The sequence below is a fragment of the Rhodococcus sp. IEGM 1307 genome, assembly GCF_030056915.1.
GTDB lineage: Bacteria > Actinomycetota > Actinomycetes > Mycobacteriales > Mycobacteriaceae > Rhodococcus_F > Rhodococcus_F opacus_D.
Map to the genome: position 1 here is coordinate 75849 of NZ_JASHKW010000025.1, position 15730 is coordinate 91578.

A 15730-nucleotide genomic window follows, 5' to 3' on the forward strand; every position below is an offset into this window, starting at 1 on the left:
GCGGTGGAATCTTCAGTCGACTGCGCGACTGTCTGCGGGTGATTCGTCGCAGGGTCAAGGTTGGACTCGGATCAGCTCACCGGTTGCAGCCGACCGATGGGCGGACTCGATAATCTTCAGAGTCGCCGCTGCATCGTCGACTGTCACCATGGGCTCGGACTGGCCTCGTGCAACGTCAATGAAGTGACGAAGTTGTCTGGTGTACGAATCCCCACCCGTCGTGGCGTGAAAGCGGCGCGAAAGCGGGTGAGTCCAATTGGATTCACCATCATGGTAGTAGTGACCCAGCTGCGGGAAGGCCAACGATCCGTCAGTTCCGGCGATGGAATAGCAGGCCGTGTCCGGATTGAAGGGAAACTGTGGATCGTCCTGTGTCGATTGATCCCAGCCCCATGGCGCGACAACCGAGTCCGATGCGATGAAGGTGCCTATCGCCCCATTGTCAAAGCTGACGATGACTGCTGCGGTATCCTCGACTTCGTATCCTCGAATAGTGTTGCTGGCGATAGCTTGGATAGTGGTTACCTCCCCGACCAGGTGGCGCATAAGGTCCAAGTCGTGTACGAGATTGATGAGCATCACGCCCGCGCCGGCCGTGCGGTGCCAGGATTGCTCGAAATAGTCGGCTGATTTCTTCGTCAACCACATTCCATTGACGGCGACAATTCGACCGAGTTCTCCCGCCGAGATCATGCCACGCGCGGCCGCGACCGCTGGATGGTGTCGGCGGTGATGACCAACAAGAATCACACCGTCGCTCGCCTTGACGGCCAATGACAGCATCGAAGCCTCGTCCGCCGAAACCGCGACTGGTTTTTCGAGTAGGGCGGGAATGCCGGCTTCGATCGCCGCTAGCGCTGTCGGGACATGTTCGACGTTGGGGTTTGCGATGATCACAGCGTCGACGTCCGGTGCGGCGAGCAGGTCGTGGTAGTCGGTATAGCTGGGTACTTCGGTGGTTTCGGCGAGGGTCGTCGTGAAAGGGTCTGCGATTCCGACCAACGTTGCGTTCTGTTCGCGGGCGATGAATTCGGCATGCTTGGTACCCATGACACCGGCTCCAATGATTCCTATGCGCAGTGGGTGTGGGTTCATCGGTGTACTCATCTCTGTAATTGCCTTTTGACTTTTTTGGGTGCTGGCGCGAAGGTGGTCTGGACCGTCAGGTGGGTTGACCGACATGGACCTCGGACCTGATGTCCTACGAGCGGCGGAACGTACTTCCAGAGATGACATTCATTGAGTGCGTGCCACTCCGGCGAACTGCCCATTGCGGGTGACCCAGCCTGCAGCGTCCAGTGTTGCAAGCGTCGAAAACATGATCTCTTCGGCCACCACCGGAAGCGGAAGTGACTCCAAGGCATCTGATATGGGTTCGATCGATAAAGGAGGGAGTACGTCGACCGCGGTGCCGATACCCCGGAGAAAGCCCACAATATCCAGCGTGCCCCGTCCCGGATAGGTACGAAGATGGCGTGCTTCGCGCGCCAGAGATACCCCATGGCGTGTCGAAACGTCCGACAGCTGCACGCCGGCTATTTTCGCGAGCCGCGCCGTCGACAGATCCGACACTTCTCCGCCAGACCGGAAGAAGTGCACGACATCGAGCACTACGCGCGCATTTGCAGCACCTGCGGCGTCGACGAGGGTCAGCGCCTCTGTCAAGTTGCGTACGCGACTGTAGGGCATGAATTCGACCGCGACAGGGACGTAGGAGAGCCTGGTGCACACCGCAGCGAAATCGTCCTCGATTCGCCGCAGATCGCCGTTGAAGGCTGCGACGTGCACGCGGTCAGGCTGGAGGACCTCACTCAAGTCTTCGACCAAGGAGTTGGCGTGGCGAGTCGGGCCCTCTTCGCCTAGTCGCACGAGTTCCAACTCGGCAACACGCAATCCTGCATCGTCGACACGTCCGCGCAACTGGTCGAGGCCGATACCACGCTCGAGCGCTGCAACACATTGGCCGACGGTCAATCCGATACCGGTGAATCCACTTCCCGCAGCTGCGGCGAGAATTTGAGGAAACGGGCGGTCACGAAAACAGATCGCTCCCATCGACAAATGCGCGGGGGTATGGACGTCGGTGCTTTTCATAGTCGACACGCTAAGTGCAGGAAGCGGAAGGATCCAGCTCTGGTCGCCACTCAGCGGCGAGATCGGGACAAATGACGTAGCATGTTCTGCGTAGGACTGGCTCTAACCGGTGCATTAACTCGCCGACGGCGCGGGGAGTGATTCACTCAGTGGCACCATTGGAGTGTGGTCCGTGCTCGTTCTTTGTTGATCGCGATCACTTATGAGGTAGATGTGGCAGGAAATGTTGGGACACCGGGTAGTAGCGTGGCGAGCAGGTTGCTTTCAATACTGGCTTGCTTCGACACAGCGAATCCTGAACTCACGATGTCCGAAATCTCGCAAAGAGTGGGCCTGCCGACGACTACTACTCGGCGACTGCTCGTCGAGTTGACCGAATGGGGTGGACTCGATCGTCTTGTCGACAACCGCTACCGAATCGGGGTCCGATTGTGGAAAATCGGCGCTTTGGCCCCACAGCAGCGGGGTCTCCGAGAGGCGGCTTTGCCCCTGATGCACGATCTGTGGGCCGCCACCAGTGAGAACGTCCAACTCGTCGTACTGGACGGTTGCGAAGCTCTGTGCATCGAAAAAATCTCCGCAACTACTTCTGTTGCCAACCGTACCGAGGTCGGCGGGCGGCTCCCGCTCCACGCTACCGCTGTGGGTAAATGCCTTCTCGCAAACTCACCTCGCGATTTGTTATTGGAGGTGATCGACCGAGGGTTGACCAAGCAAACTCGGTACACGATCACCGAACCCGGGCGTCTGGCGGCCGTTCTACGAGAGGTGCGCCGCACGGGTGTGGCGTCATCGCAGGAAGAGATGACATTGGGCGTCGTCTCCGCGGCATCACCGATCATCGCCAATGGAGGGGTCCTGATGGGTGCGCTGGGAGTCGTCGCCCACTCGACGAAACAACTGAACCGCCTCGGACCAGCCGTTCGGACCGCGGCACTCGGCATCTCGCGAGTGGCGTGATGAGACTGCGATAGCTTGCTGTACGTCCCGGACCGCACCTGATCGCCGGCGAAGCGACCCCCGAGCACGGCTCGGGTCAGATCGACGCCACCAGCGTCCTAGTGGCCTCCCTCAACCTGATAGCAGCGTCCGCGAACGACAAGCTGGCCAGTTCGAGATTCGGCGTCTCGACCGACAGCGGCAGATTCACCGGTAGCGATGCGAGCAATCGTCGAAGATCCAGTTCCCCTTCACCTGGAACCATTCGCGCCGATCTGGCCTCGTAGCGCAGCGCGTCGATGCCAGTCGGCCCTAGTGCTGGTCCGTCACTGATCTGCACGTACGGCAAGCGGGACTCGGGGATCGTCGCGAGGACGTCGAACTCGGCGCCCGCGCGGAAGAATTGAAGCGAATCGATCAAGATACTGACGTTGTCACGTCCGACCGACTCGGCCAGGGCCACGGCATCGAACAAGGTTGGGACCGCAGAGTAGGTGATGAACTCCAGGGGCAGCGTCAGTCCGAACCGATCGGCGGCGTCGGCGAGGCGGCCGAATGTATCCGTCAAACGCGGTATATCAAAGTCGTATCCCACTGTCAGTACATAATCGGAACCCATCTCGGCAGCGGCTTCCAAGGCCGGCACCAGAGCCTTCACATCGGTGTCCTCCCGAAGCCATATCGCCTCGAAGTCGAGAATGCTGACGCCGCTGCTCGCGAGATGTTTGACAAATTTCGTGCGCATTGCAGTGTCGCCCACCAGGTCGAAGACCGTCTGGTCTGGATCCGGTGCCACGATCCGTACCCCGCACCGGTCGAACCCTCCAACTGCGGCTGCGTCGACGAGTTCGAACGGGTCGGCCCGCAACATGGTCAGGTGGTGAAGCGAGACAGATCGAACAGCTTGATTTCGGCACATGTGGAACCCACGTTCTCTCAATGTTGCGTTGTGAAGATAGCGGTATTGCACGTTCGAGTATTTTCGCTCCAACCGCTCGATACGAGGCTGCGGTGCCACTCAGTGGCGGTGAGAAGTTCCATTGATGTGATGTCGGCCGCACTGTGAAGGTGTCGGCGAAGTCGGCCACCTACGACGGCACGTGTTCGCGCGGTTGTCAGCCTCAGTTCTCGCTCCTGGAAAGGAACCCGTTGTGGCACTTGCAGCGGAAGTAGTAATTCGCGACGTCATCGATCGCAGCCCCATCAGTTGGTTCCAAAGACGGACTCTAATCCTGTGTTACCTCTGCATCGTCGTCGACGGACTCGAAGTCACGGTCGTGGGTTTCATGTCGGCCGCTCTCAAGGACGATTGGGGCATCAGCACCGCTCAACTTGCACCCGCTGTCACCGCCGGCCTAGTGGGATTGGCGATCGGATCACTTGCCGCCGGCCCCCTCGGCGACCGCTTCGGCCGGCGCACGGTGATCGTGTGGGCCATCGGCGCATTCACAGCGATGACATTCGCAACGGCATTCGCAGACAGCGTCGCTCTCTTCAGCGTGCTGAGGCTTCTCACGGGAGTCGGCCTGGGGGCTTCGATGCCGAACGTGGCGGCCCTCGTGTCGGAAGTCGTGCCCACGGGACGCCGCCGCTCACTGGTTGCGGTGATCTGGTCCGGGTTTCCCACAGGTGCAGCGGCCGGTGCCCTCGTGGTGCCTTTCGTAGTCGAGGCGTTCGGTTGGGAGGTTGCGATATTCCTGTGCGCTGCCATCGCTGCGACGATTTTCCTCGCCATCGCCGGCCTGCTACCGGAGTCCGTGCGATTCCTGGCGAACTCCGGAAGCGATCAAGCAAAGCTCGTGAAGTACTGCAACTACATCGAGCCCAACTCCGTGCATGCCCACAGCGCTTTTTCCCGCGAGACTGTCACACATACTCGCTCCTATCCGATCGGCGCACTTTTCGCATCACGATTGCGGGTAGGAACTGTGGCCATGTGGCTCGGATACATGGCGGTGATGTTCACGATCTATCTGACAAATACGTGGTTGCCCTTCCTATTCAGAGAAGCAGGCTTCGCTACAGGCACGATATCGCTGCTCACAACTCTGCTACAGGTCGGTGGAGCAGTCGGATGTGCCGCGATCGGCTTCATCCAGGACCGAGTCGGTGCGCACGTCACCTTGGTCTGGGCAAGCCTACTGGGCGCGGCAATGGCCATTTCAATCGCGATCTCGCCATCGTCGACACTTCTATTGGCAGCGCTGCTTTTCGTACTCGGAATGTGCACGAACTCCATCTCCACGGGGTACACGGCGATATCGGCGACTTTCTATCCCACCGAGATCAGGTCGACAGGGACCAGTTGGACCGCAGGAATGTCCCGATTTGGCGCAGTAGGCGGAGCAGCGGTCGGAACTACGTTGGCCAGCATGGGCCTAACGTTTCAGCAGGTATTCCTTATGCTTCTCATTCCAATCTCTCTCGGTGCAATCTGCATGGCACTGAAAGGCCTGTACTACCGGAACATCACGGTCGCGACCGATGTCGATGTGCAGGTGCCATCCTCGAAGCCTCCGCGCCTCCCTGCAAATGTAAACCTTGAGAAGAAATATGAAACGGAGCCTGACCATGTCTGAAAACACCTCCGCGAAACTCCACCACGTTTTACACCGTGTCGCACCCGATGTGTCACTACACGCCGTTGTGGCAGGTGCAGGGCCAGCTGTGTTCCTTCTCCACGGATTTCCCCAGACGTGGCACGAATGGACTCCCGTGATCGACGAGTTGGCCCAGCACCACACCGTGGTGGCAGTAGATCTGAAGGGCGCCGGCAACTCGTCCAAGCCCCTCATTGGATACGACAAGGTCACCATGGCAGCGGAATTGGACGGTCTACGGCAGGCGCTGGGATTCGAAACCGTACAGGTAGTCGGCCACGACATCGGCGGAATGGTCGCCTACGCCTGGGCTGCCACACATCGAGATACCGTCACGCGTCTGGCAATTTTCGATGTACCGATTCCGGGCGCAGAACTGTGGGACACAATCTACGCCGACCCGACGGTCTGGCATTTCGCATTCCATCAAAACCGTGACCTACCGGAGTTCCTGATCTCGGGACGGGAGTACGGATACGTCGAGTCTTTCCTCCGGAATCGCGCTACCAATCACGGTGCATTCACTGATCGAGATGTCGAGTTGTACGCCCGCGCGTTCGCCCAGCCCGGAGCCATCCGTAGCACGCTTGAGTGGTACCGCGCATTCGAGCGAGACGCCGAAGACAACCGCAAGTTCAAACAAGAGCCTCTCACCATTCCAGTCCTCGCGTTGGGCGGAGAAAACCGGTGGGGTCCAAAGATCGTAGACATGGTGTCCGAGTTCGGCAGTAACGTCACCGGAGGCTCGATCCCGGATTGTGGACATTGGGTTGTAGAAGAACGCCCCGACGCGGTTTTGGCCGCGCTCGCGAACTTCCTCGACCGTTGACCTTGGTCCCTCCGTTGCTCGCGGCGGTCGAATCCGCCATCGGACCGGGGGATGCACAGCGGCGGCCTGGAAGAGCAACGAACGACGAATCCGGCACCGGACGCGCGCCGGCCATTGCGAAATGACCTCCGCACCAGATGCCGCTCTGCGGCATCTGGTGCGGAGGTCAGCTTTGTCGTCTACGTGCAGTGACTCGCTCGCCTCCTACGCTTCGGCTCTCGCAAAAAACATCCGCAGGACCGAGGCCAGCTGATGAGGATTCTCTTCCGGCGGATAGTGACCTGCGCGTTCGATCATCGCCGAGGTTACGTTCGTGGCCACCTTGGACATCGTCGAGACCGAATGACCCGACTGACCGCGCTCACCCTCCACCGCTAGCACAGGCAGACTGAGTTTCGTGCGCCCGAGCTCACGATTGTCCGATCGGTCCTGAGGAAGGGCGCGATAGTGCGCGAACGTGCTTCTCAGTCCGCCAGGTTGTCCCAATGATCGTGCGTACTGATCCAGGGCATCGACCTCCACCGAAGTCGGATCTACTACTCCGACGGTACTGCGGCGCATCCAGTAGTCGATGAGCAGACGTTCACGACCGCGAACAAGTTCTTCAGCGATATCACCGGACATATTGAATCCGAAGTGCCAGCTTCCACCGTTGGAAACATCCATCAGTTCTTCTTGCCCGAACGCTGGAAGGCTACTTTCGATGAACGTCAAGGACCGTACTTCGTCCGGCCATTGAGCAGCGTACGGGTACGCCACGGCTCCACCGACATCGTGCCCAACGATATGAACCGGGCCGAGGCCCAAATGTTCGACCAACTGGCGAACATCGTGAGCTACGGTCTTCTTGTCATAGCCGCCCACAGGCCGAGACGTGTCACCGAACCCCCTCAAATCGGGTGCTATGACGTCGTATTGGCCAGCAAGGAGCGGGATGACTTTACGCCAGGCAAACCAGGTCTGTGGCCACCCATGCAGCAGAACAACGGGTTCTCCGCGTCCAGAGCGTACATAGTGAAGTTTCAGGTCGTCCAAGTAGATACTGTCGTGCTGCACCCCCGCATCACCGTTGATCTCTGGACGGCAATCGTCGTTCGTCAAATCTATTCCTTTCCGATGTCATGAACGTTGCTGAAAACTATCGAACGAAACTGGCGAAGGTAGTGACCTATCGACTGTCGCAGGCGAATGCACGGTCACCCTGGTCGAGGGAGCCGTCGAACCGCGCGATCCGGAGCCAGCGGCCACTACTCAGTGGCTGTTACTCGAGCTCAGCCTCCAATCACCCGGGGGAAGATCGAAGAACTCCGCTTGCAGGGGGATCTGCGCCTCGGCCATCTGGAGTCCACCCTGGACCGGACAACCGAGCGCGGTAGCCGCAAGTAGCAGTCGAGTGTCCGCTGGTTTCGTGACGACATCCGCTACCGCGAGGTCCGAGGTCGCCCCATCTAGGTCGATCGGAAGTGGATCTTCTGGGCGCATCCCAGCAGGACTGGCGTTCACCACGAGGTCGTACCCCTTTGCCGTAGGGTCCACAGATTTCGATGCGACGCCGTGCGCTCCAAGCCTCGCGGCGAGCGCACGGGCGCGTGAGGCATTTACGTCTGACACATAGACCTCGCTGGCACCAGCTTCACCCAGTGCGAGCGCTATCGCAGCACCGACACCCCCCGAACCGACGACAAGCACACGCTGACCGCGAACCGGCCGAATTCGGTCCTCGTAGGCTGCCAAGAATCCACCGCCGTCCAACATGTCACCGATCCACCCGCCCTGTCCGTCCGGACGAATCGAGTTGACCGCACCGATGGCATGAGCGCGTGCTGTCGCGACGGTCACGAGCTCGAGGGCTTCGATCTTGTGCGGAACAGTCACAATGAGGCCCTCAAGGTTCTTCCAACCTCGAGCGCCGTCGAGAAAGGTCTTCAGATCCGCTGGACGAACATGCATAGGTATACACACGATGTCGAAACCGTTCTTGCTGCAAAACTCGCTCCACAGGGACGGCGCTAGAACTTGTTCGATCGGGTCACCCACTATCCCCAGCACACGGGTGTTACCTGTTGGGAAACTATTTCGGGCCATGCAATCTCCATCTTCGGGGTCCGATCACTGTGCTTCGAATGGTCCATCCAGTCCGCCGTGTCTACTAGGGACAGCCGCCACTCAGTGGCTTGTCGACTACTGTGCTCGAGGCCGTCTTGTGGTTACGTGCACCTGTAGCTTTCGACTAGCGCGGATGATGAGTCCGATCCGGATACGTCCGCACGACATACAGCAGGAGAAACTAATGTCGGATCTTCTACGGACGGAGTATGTCGAACTCGAAGATGTAAGGCTGGCGTACGTGGTCACGGGCGATGCTCCGGAGGCCGTGGTGCTCCTTCATGGCTGGCCGCAGACCTCGAGGTGTTGGCGTCATGTGATTCCCGCGCTCGCCGATCACTACACGGTGATCGCACCGGACCTGCGTGGGTATGGCAAGTCCGTAGGCAAATCGAATGCGCGATTCGACAAACGCTCCACCGCTGAAGACCTGGGCGCCCTCATCGACCACTTGGGGTTCGACAGAGCCCATGTTGCCGCGCACGACCGCGGAGCCAGGGTCGCTCATCGTTGGGCGATCGATCGCCCTGATCAAGTGTCGAAGCTGGCGCTGCTAGATATCCTCCCAACCCGGGAAGTGATGCGAAGCTTCGACCTGCACTTGGCAAAAACATTGTGGCATTGGCTGTTTCACCTTCAAGATGAGATCCCCGAGATTCTGTTGAAGGATCGCGCTGAACCATACCTGCGGGCATTCATGGGCGACGCCATGCGCAAAGGTGCGATCGACGAGGAGACGTTCGCGCACTACGTCAACGCGTTCGAAGACCCCGTGCAGATGCACGCTTCGTTGGAGGACTACCGCTCCAGCTTCGGAGTAGACCTTACAGCCGACGAACTGGACTTCGAGCACGGTAAACTGCTCGACGTTCCGCTACTGATCCTGTGGGGCGCAGACGGTCCTCTACGGTCGAAGCCGGTGCTCGATGTATGGCGACGGTATGCCACGTCGCGCGTATCTGGACGTTCATTGACGAACTGCGAGCACTACCTACCCGAGGAACAACCATCCGAGGTGGCCGCCGAGGTAGCCACGTTCTTCATGCATCGCTGATCCTCCCGCAGGTTCTGGACCGACGGGCGGAACCCCCTGCGCCCGTGTCGCCGTCGTCACCGGCGCCTCCAGCGGAATCGGCGAAGCCACCGACGAACGACTCGCCCCTCGGCGCCAAGTCACCCTCCTCGCCTTCCTCACCGCCGTCCCTAAACACGTCAACCTCACCGAAATCACCATCCTCACCGCCGTCCCTAGCCATCTAACCCACCCACACCACCGTTCCCGCCCCCTGGCAACCCGAGGGCGGGAACGGTTCCCACTTGATCACAGAGGGACGAACACGACGTCGGTCTCCAATCCCCTTCGTGAAATCTCATTCCGGGGTGCCTCGAGGCGGGCCGACAACGTCTGCCCGGCGCCGACCCACATCCTTCCGTCAGGGCACTCAGCACGTACCCACAGCGCTCAATAGCCATGAGGTGACCACTGCAGTCGATTCAACTACTCGTCGTAGTGCTCGGAACGGGCATCATCTTCACCGTGTGGGGCGCTCGGACACGGCTGGTCCAACCAGCGCACTGCCGCTCAGTGGCTGCCTACGGCGTTTGAACCCGACTGTTGCTGCTTTCGCAGTTGCCACCCGAGTGGGTCCTCGTCCTGTTCCTTCCTGCGATCTCTTACTCTAGTAAGCGACGAGGCCTCCTACATCGCTGGCCGCACCCTGCCAGTGGACGCTGGCCAGACCGCACCGACGGAGCACCACAGTGGGAAATGATCCCTGCTGCCGCCAGGAGGCGCTTCACGGGACCTCGGCGCCGGAATCTTGTCGGCCACGCATGGAAGCCGCGACATGCCACGCAAGTAGCGCGAGCTGAGAAGGTCGATCGACACTACATGCGGGTGGACGATATGCAGGTGGACGGCCACGGCGAAGTGCTGACGATGTCCGAATCTCTCGCACCGATCGTGGAATAGTTCCGCATCGCCGCCGGCGAACATCTCGGCTGGGACGAGTACCGGACCGCCATGGCCTCGGAGTCCAAGGCCTTGAGAAATGAGTAGCTCGCCGCCGTGCTCTGCAACGGCCGCGAGCTACACTTTTCACTTCTTCGTGCTCAGGCTCCTCGCCGCCGCAATTCCATGCGGTACGAGTATCGGCGCGGATTGAAGTGAGAGGACGTGAACTCGACGAATTTCCCGTCCGCGTCGTAGTAGAGACGCTCGATTAGCAGTATGGCGTCTCCTGCTTGACATCCGATCAGTTCGGCTTCGTACTCCGGGGCGTTCATGGCGGTGATCTCTTGCCGTGCGCCCATGATCGGCTTGGTGAGCAGTTTTTCTGCCGCCCCGATCACGGTTCCCTCGCCGACCGACGGGACCCCCTCCGCGGCCAGTTTCGCACCGAGGTCGGGTTCGACGTAGTGGCGCGTCAGGACAAAGGGGATCCCCTCAAAGGAACGGCGAACGGTGGCCTTGCTGACCTCGATGTACGGCAATTCCAATCGGGACGCGATGGAGGGCTCGACGACGACCGTGAATGGTTCGATCACCTCGGTGTTCGTGTCGGGCCAGACGATGATTTCGTCGAGGGATCCGATCGAGCGGACGTAGCGGCCCCGGGTGTCCTGTTGGCGGCCGCTCACATAGGTTCCGCTGCCTTGCACGCGGTAGATCAGCCCGTCGGAGAGCAGTATCTGCAGGGCTTCGCGCACCGTGTGGCGGCTGACGTTGTGGACCGACTGCAGCACGCTTTCGGTGGGCATCTTTCGTCCGACCGAGTAGACACCGGCCTCGATGTCGGTCCGCAACTTCTCGGCCAGCACTTTGTACGCTGGGACACCACGCTCCGCGGGAGCTACCTTGTTCGTCACCACGGGCCCCTCCTTCTCCCTGATGCGGTCGGCAGGGTTCCATCCACCACACTAGTGCTCGTCCGGATGAATCTTCAACGGGGGCCGCTCCGCATTGGTGATCTACTGCGAAACCAGAGCATTCGTGGCCACAGAGTCCATCTCGACATCTGTAGCTCGAAAATTGATACTGATCAATCGAGTATGGAGGTGTGACCGTTTGCGATCACACCTCCATACTCAGTCCGTCCGGCGCCGGAGTCAGGCCGCCGACGGACTTCCGTCACCAGAACACGGCCGCGATACGGATGTCGGGCTTATCGCGGCGGTACTGGTGTCCCCGCCGCCGCCTGCATGTCGGCGGGGTGCGTCAGGCGGTGGTCGGTTCCACCTCCGTAAGCAGTTCGTCGTTGTGCTCGCCGAGCTGGGGCGCGGAGTCGGTGCGCGGTTCGTCGTAGGTGTCGGTGAGGAACGGTGTCCGGATCATCCGACGGCGACCGGCATGCGGATCGTCGATCTCGAGGAACATGCGACGCGCGTCGAGGTGTTGGCACTGGTAGAGCTCGTCGATGGTCTGGGTTTCTCCGGCGGGAAGCCCATGCGCGGCGAAGTGCTCGACGATCTCGCGGCGGGTGCGGGACCGTGTCCACCGTTCGGCTTCTGGGCGGATCACCGATGCGAAGTTCTCGGCCCGGTGAACGACGGAGTCCAGCAGCGGATGGTCGAGCAGGTCGGGCCGCTCGATTGCCACACACAGCCGCCGCCACATCTCATGGGTGGGCAGAATCAGTGCAACATAACCGTCCTCGGCTTCGAGAGCGCCGAGTGGCGAATACCGATCCACCCCGCGCACTCGATGCTCGCCCGTGAAATCCCACAGCATGAGTTCGCGTTCGAGCAGGGACGCCACCGAGTCGTACATGCTCTGATCGACGAACGTACCCGTACCGGACTGGTGACGGCCCTCAAGAGCGGCGAGCACGCTGACGGTGGCATGCACGGCAGTGAAGACGTCCGCGAAACCGGTCACCGTCGGCAACGGCGGGCCCCCCGGTTCTCCGGTCACCGCCATCAGCCCACCAATCGCCTGGATTGCGGTGTCGAAGGCCGGCCGTTCGGCGAATTCACCCCGATGTGTCGACAACCTCCCGTATCCGCTGATGGCGCAGTAGATCAGGCGTGGATTGATCTCCTTGAGCGCGTCGTATCCCACTCCCATGCGGTCGACTGCCCCGGGGCGAAGGTTCTCTACGACGACGTCGGCGGTCGCCGCCAAAGCCAGGTACCGTGCTCGGTCACTCTCCGCGCTCAAGTCCAGGGTGACGGACTTCTTGTTGCGGTTGTAGCTCAGGAACCCGCCGCTCATGGACCCGGTCTCGGTCTGCTCGAGCGGATCATAGATTCTGCGCGGATCGCCGCCGTCGGGCCGCTCGATCTTGATGACCTCCGCGCCCAGGTCGGCCAGCATCATCGCACAGTAGGGGGCGGCGATGTACTGGCCCATCTCGAGCACACGAATGCCGTCGAGGGGCCTCACGTCAGATTCCTTCGGTTCCGTGCGGGACGAGCATCGGCTTGATGTCCTCTTGCGCCCGCATACGCGTCAGCGCCTCGGTGGCCTGGTCGAGCCGGTACCGGTTCGGGACCAGTGCACCGAAGTCGTACTTGCCGTGCGTGTTCTTCATGAATTCGAGTGCCTTGCGGTACTCGGCGATGTGTCCGGACCAGGTCCCCATGATGGTCAGCTGCTGTCGGGTGATGAAGCCGGGCCGGACCGGGACTTCCTTGCCGGGGCCGTCGATCTGGCCGGTGACCATGTAGCGGCCGCCTTCTTTGATCATTCCCAAGCCTTCCGGGAATGCGGTGCGTGCGCCGGAGAATTCGAAGACGACTTCGGCGCCGTGGCCGCCGAGCAGGTCGCGGACCGCGGCGATTCGGTCTTCGGGTTCGGGGTGTTCGGCGACGGAGACGAGGTCGGTGGCGCCGTATTGCTTGGCGATGGCCAGGCGGTTGTCGGGGGCGCCGATGGTGATGATTCGCCCGGCGCCGAGGTGATCGGCGAGGGCGGTCGCGAACAGACCGAGCGGGCCGGCGCCCTGGATGACGACGGTTTCCCAGGGGTTCATCTTGCCGATGCGCTCGAAGGAGTGCACGACCGTTCGCAATGCGCAGCTGGCCGCTGATGCCCAGGAGGTTTCCACCTCGTCCGGCACGCGCACTCGTCCCGAGTTGGGGAAGACGTAGGCGTATTCGGCGAAGCCGCCGACCAGATACGGGGGACGTTCGCAGTTGGTGAACATGTAGTACTGGCGGTTGGTGCACAGGGTGGGCTGGTTGTCGAACCGGCAGTGCTCGCACTGGTTGCATGAGGCGTGGGTGAAGCAGATGCGATCGCCGATCTCGAGCGGTGTACCGAAGGTGTCCCGCTCGGCGCCGTCACCGAATGCGATTACCCGGCCGACCATTTCGTGTCCGGGGATGACGGGCAGATCCAGCGCTTGGCTGCCGCCGAGGGAGCCGTCCCACAGGTGCAGGTCCGATCCGCACACCGTCGCGGCTTCGATTCGGACCAGGAGTGCGCCCGGTTCGAGGGTCTGAGGCACTGGAATTTCGCGGATCTCGAGCGGCTCGCTGTGCTTGGTGAGCACCGCCGCCCGGCTGGTCTTGGGGATGTCGAAGGTGGTAGTCATCAGTTTGTTCTCCTCGTGGGCTCAGCCGAGTTTGAAGGGGTCGCGGCTTTCGCCGGTGAGTTCGACCCAGATGGATTTGGTCTGCAGGTACGCGTCGAGGCCTTCTATGCCGTTTTCGCGGCCGATGCCGCTCTGGCCGAAGCCGCCGTAGGGGACGTTGTTGGCGAGCACACGGTAGGAGTTGACCCAGATCGTGCCGGCCTCGAGGCGGTGCGCCACGCGGTGTGCGCGTTGGATGTCTTTGGTCCACACCGCCGCGGCGAGTCCGTAGGTCGTGTCGTTGCCGATCTGGACCGCCTCCTCTTCCGAGGTGAAGGTGATGACCGACAGCACCGGTCCGAAGATTTCTTCCCGTGCCACGCGCATCGAATTGTCGACGCCGCTGAGGATGGTGGGCTGGAAGAAGTACCCGTCGGCCAGGTCGGTGTCTTGCGGACGCTCTCCGCCGCACACCACCGTGGCGCCTTCGCTGACTCCGAGGTCGACGTAGTAGCGAACCTTCTCGAGTTGCTCGGCGAAGGCGATGGGGCCCATTTCGGTTTCGATGTCGAGCGGATCACCCATCTTGATCTGGGGTGCGCGCTGGGCGAGCCGTTCGACGACGGCGTCGCGGATCGATTCGTGGACCAGCAACCGACTTCCTGCGATGCAGGTCTGACCGGTGGCGGCGAAGATTCCTGCCATCACCCCGTTGACGGCCGCATCGATGTCGGCGTCGGGGAAGATGATGTTCGGGGACTTGCCGCCGAGTTCGAGGGTGACCTCCGCGATGTGGTCGGCGGCGCTCTTCATGACCGCGATTCCGGTGGCAGTCGATCCGGTGAAGGTGACTTTGTCCACCCCGGGTTCGGCGGTCAGCGCGGCTCCAGTGGCTCCGGCGCCGGTGACGACGTTGAACACTCCAGGCGGGAAACCGGCTTCATCAACGAGTTTCGCGAACTCGAGGGTGGACGACGGCGTCTGCTCGGCCGGCTTGGCGACAAATGTGCATCCCGCGGCCAGGGCGGGCGCGAGCTTGCTCGCCAGCAGGAACAGCGGGCTGTTCCAGGGCAAGATTGCGGCGACCACGCCGATCGGCTCGCGGCGGGTGTAGGTGAAGAAGTTCGTCTGGGGCGCGGAGATGGTGTCACCGAAAATCTTGTCGGCAGCGCCGGCGAAGAATTCGTAGGTCGCCGGTAGCCCGGCCATCTGGCCGCGTGTCTCGCGGATGACCTTGCCGTTGTCGGTGGTCTCGATGCGCGCGAGCTCCTCTGCTTGGGGCTCGATCAGCGCCGCCAACCTGCGGATCAGGACACCTCGCTGCGCCGCGGACATCGATCCCCACGGCCCGGACAGCGCCCGGCGTGCGGCCTCGACGGCCTTCTTCACGTCGGCCGGTCCAGCGAGTGGTGCAGTGGCCCAGGCCTGCCCGTTGTACGGGTTGACGGTCTCGAAAACCTCACCGGAAATCGCATCGACCCATTCGCCGTCGATGTACATCTTTCGGTGTTGGAGTTCGCTGTTTCGTCTCTCGGCGGTGGCAACGACGTTCTCGGTCATAGTGCTCTTTCTCGTTTCACGGCCGGACCGAGTGCCCGGCACTGTCAATTGGGGCCGCGGTATCGGCTTCGAGGTACCGCGCACAT

General features: G+C 61.3%; 14 protein-coding genes. 4 read left to right on the top strand and 10 right to left on the bottom strand.

What is annotated here, in order from left to right; translation table 11 throughout:
- Positions 1–54: 54 nt before the first annotated feature.
- Both QM841_RS35780 and QM841_RS35785 read right to left on the bottom strand, forming a co-directional pair.
- Positions 55–1107, bottom strand: a complete 1053-nt coding sequence (locus tag QM841_RS35780) for a Gfo/Idh/MocA family protein (protein WP_283335617.1) — start codon at positions 1105–1107, stop codon at positions 55–57.
- Positions 1108–1236: 129 nt separating this feature from the next.
- Entirely contained in the window at positions 1237–2094 is an 858-nt protein-coding gene (locus QM841_RS35785; protein ID WP_283335618.1) for a sugar phosphate isomerase/epimerase family protein, read from the bottom strand.
- A gap of 165 nt (positions 2095–2259) precedes the next feature.
- On the opposite strand from QM841_RS35785, the gene QM841_RS35790 reads away from it, so the two are divergent.
- On the top strand, positions 2260–3054 hold the full coding sequence (locus tag QM841_RS35790; RefSeq protein WP_283335619.1) for an IclR family transcriptional regulator: 795 nt from the start codon (positions 2260–2262) through the stop codon (positions 3052–3054).
- 76 nt (positions 3055–3130) lie between these two features.
- Here the strand turns inward: QM841_RS35790 and QM841_RS35795 are convergent, their stop codons facing one another.
- Positions 3131–4051, bottom strand: a complete 921-nt coding sequence (locus QM841_RS35795) for a sugar phosphate isomerase/epimerase family protein (protein ID WP_283335620.1) — start codon at positions 4049–4051, stop codon at positions 3131–3133.
- A gap of 133 nt (positions 4052–4184) precedes the next feature.
- Here QM841_RS35795 and QM841_RS35800 point away from each other — a divergent pair, with 133 nt between their 5' ends.
- Positions 4185–5612, top strand: coding sequence for an MFS transporter (locus tag QM841_RS35800; RefSeq protein ID WP_283335621.1), 1428 nt, complete (start codon positions 4185–4187; stop codon positions 5610–5612).
- Positions 5605–6462 carry an alpha/beta fold hydrolase gene (locus QM841_RS35805; RefSeq protein WP_283335622.1) on the top strand — a complete coding sequence of 286 codons (858 nt, stop codon included), beginning with the start codon at positions 5605–5607 and terminating at the stop codon, positions 6460–6462. The genes QM841_RS35800 and QM841_RS35805 overlap by 8 nt, the downstream gene beginning before the upstream one ends.
- 204 nt (positions 6463–6666) lie before the next feature.
- Here QM841_RS35805 and QM841_RS35810 read toward each other — a convergent pair whose 3' ends face one another.
- Complete coding sequence (locus QM841_RS35810) at positions 6667–7563, bottom strand: alpha/beta fold hydrolase (RefSeq protein WP_283335624.1); 897 nt, start codon at positions 7561–7563, stop codon at positions 6667–6669.
- Positions 7564–7713: 150 nt separating this feature from the next.
- Complete coding sequence (locus tag QM841_RS35815; protein WP_283335625.1) at positions 7714–8547, bottom strand: shikimate dehydrogenase family protein; 834 nt, start codon at positions 8545–8547, stop codon at positions 7714–7716.
- Positions 8548–8752: 205 nt separating this feature from the next.
- Here QM841_RS35815 and QM841_RS35820 point away from each other — a divergent pair, with 205 nt between their 5' ends.
- Positions 8753–9622, top strand: coding sequence for an alpha/beta fold hydrolase (locus QM841_RS35820; RefSeq protein ID WP_283335627.1), 870 nt, complete (start codon positions 8753–8755; stop codon positions 9620–9622).
- On the opposite strand, the gene QM841_RS35825 is transcribed toward QM841_RS35820, so the two are convergent.
- The 5 genes from QM841_RS35825 to QM841_RS35845 all read right to left on the bottom strand — a co-directional run bounded on the left by QM841_RS35825 (position 9609) and on the right by QM841_RS35845 (position 15644).
- Positions 9609–9824 (bottom strand): hypothetical protein, encoded by a 216-nt coding sequence (locus QM841_RS35825; protein WP_283335628.1) that lies wholly within the window; start codon positions 9822–9824, stop codon positions 9609–9611. The two genes, QM841_RS35820 and QM841_RS35825, sit on opposite strands and share 14 nt — an antisense overlap.
- A gap of 856 nt (positions 9825–10680) precedes the next feature.
- Positions 10681–11436: a GntR family transcriptional regulator gene (locus QM841_RS35830; RefSeq protein WP_241031749.1), complete on the bottom strand. Its 756-nt coding sequence runs from the start codon at positions 11434–11436 to the stop codon at positions 10681–10683.
- Positions 11437–11785: 349 nt separating this feature from the next.
- Complete coding sequence (locus tag QM841_RS35835; RefSeq protein ID WP_283335629.1) at positions 11786–12952, bottom strand: CaiB/BaiF CoA transferase family protein; 1167 nt, start codon at positions 12950–12952, stop codon at positions 11786–11788.
- Between the two features lies 1 nt (position 12953).
- Entirely contained in the window at positions 12954–14105 is a 1152-nt protein-coding gene (locus QM841_RS35840) for a zinc-binding dehydrogenase (protein WP_095869774.1), read from the bottom strand.
- Positions 14106–14126: 21 nt separating this feature from the next.
- On the bottom strand, positions 14127–15644 hold the full coding sequence (locus QM841_RS35845; protein WP_167117959.1) for an aldehyde dehydrogenase: 1518 nt from the start codon (positions 15642–15644) through the stop codon (positions 14127–14129).
- Positions 15645–15730 lie beyond the last annotated feature (86 nt).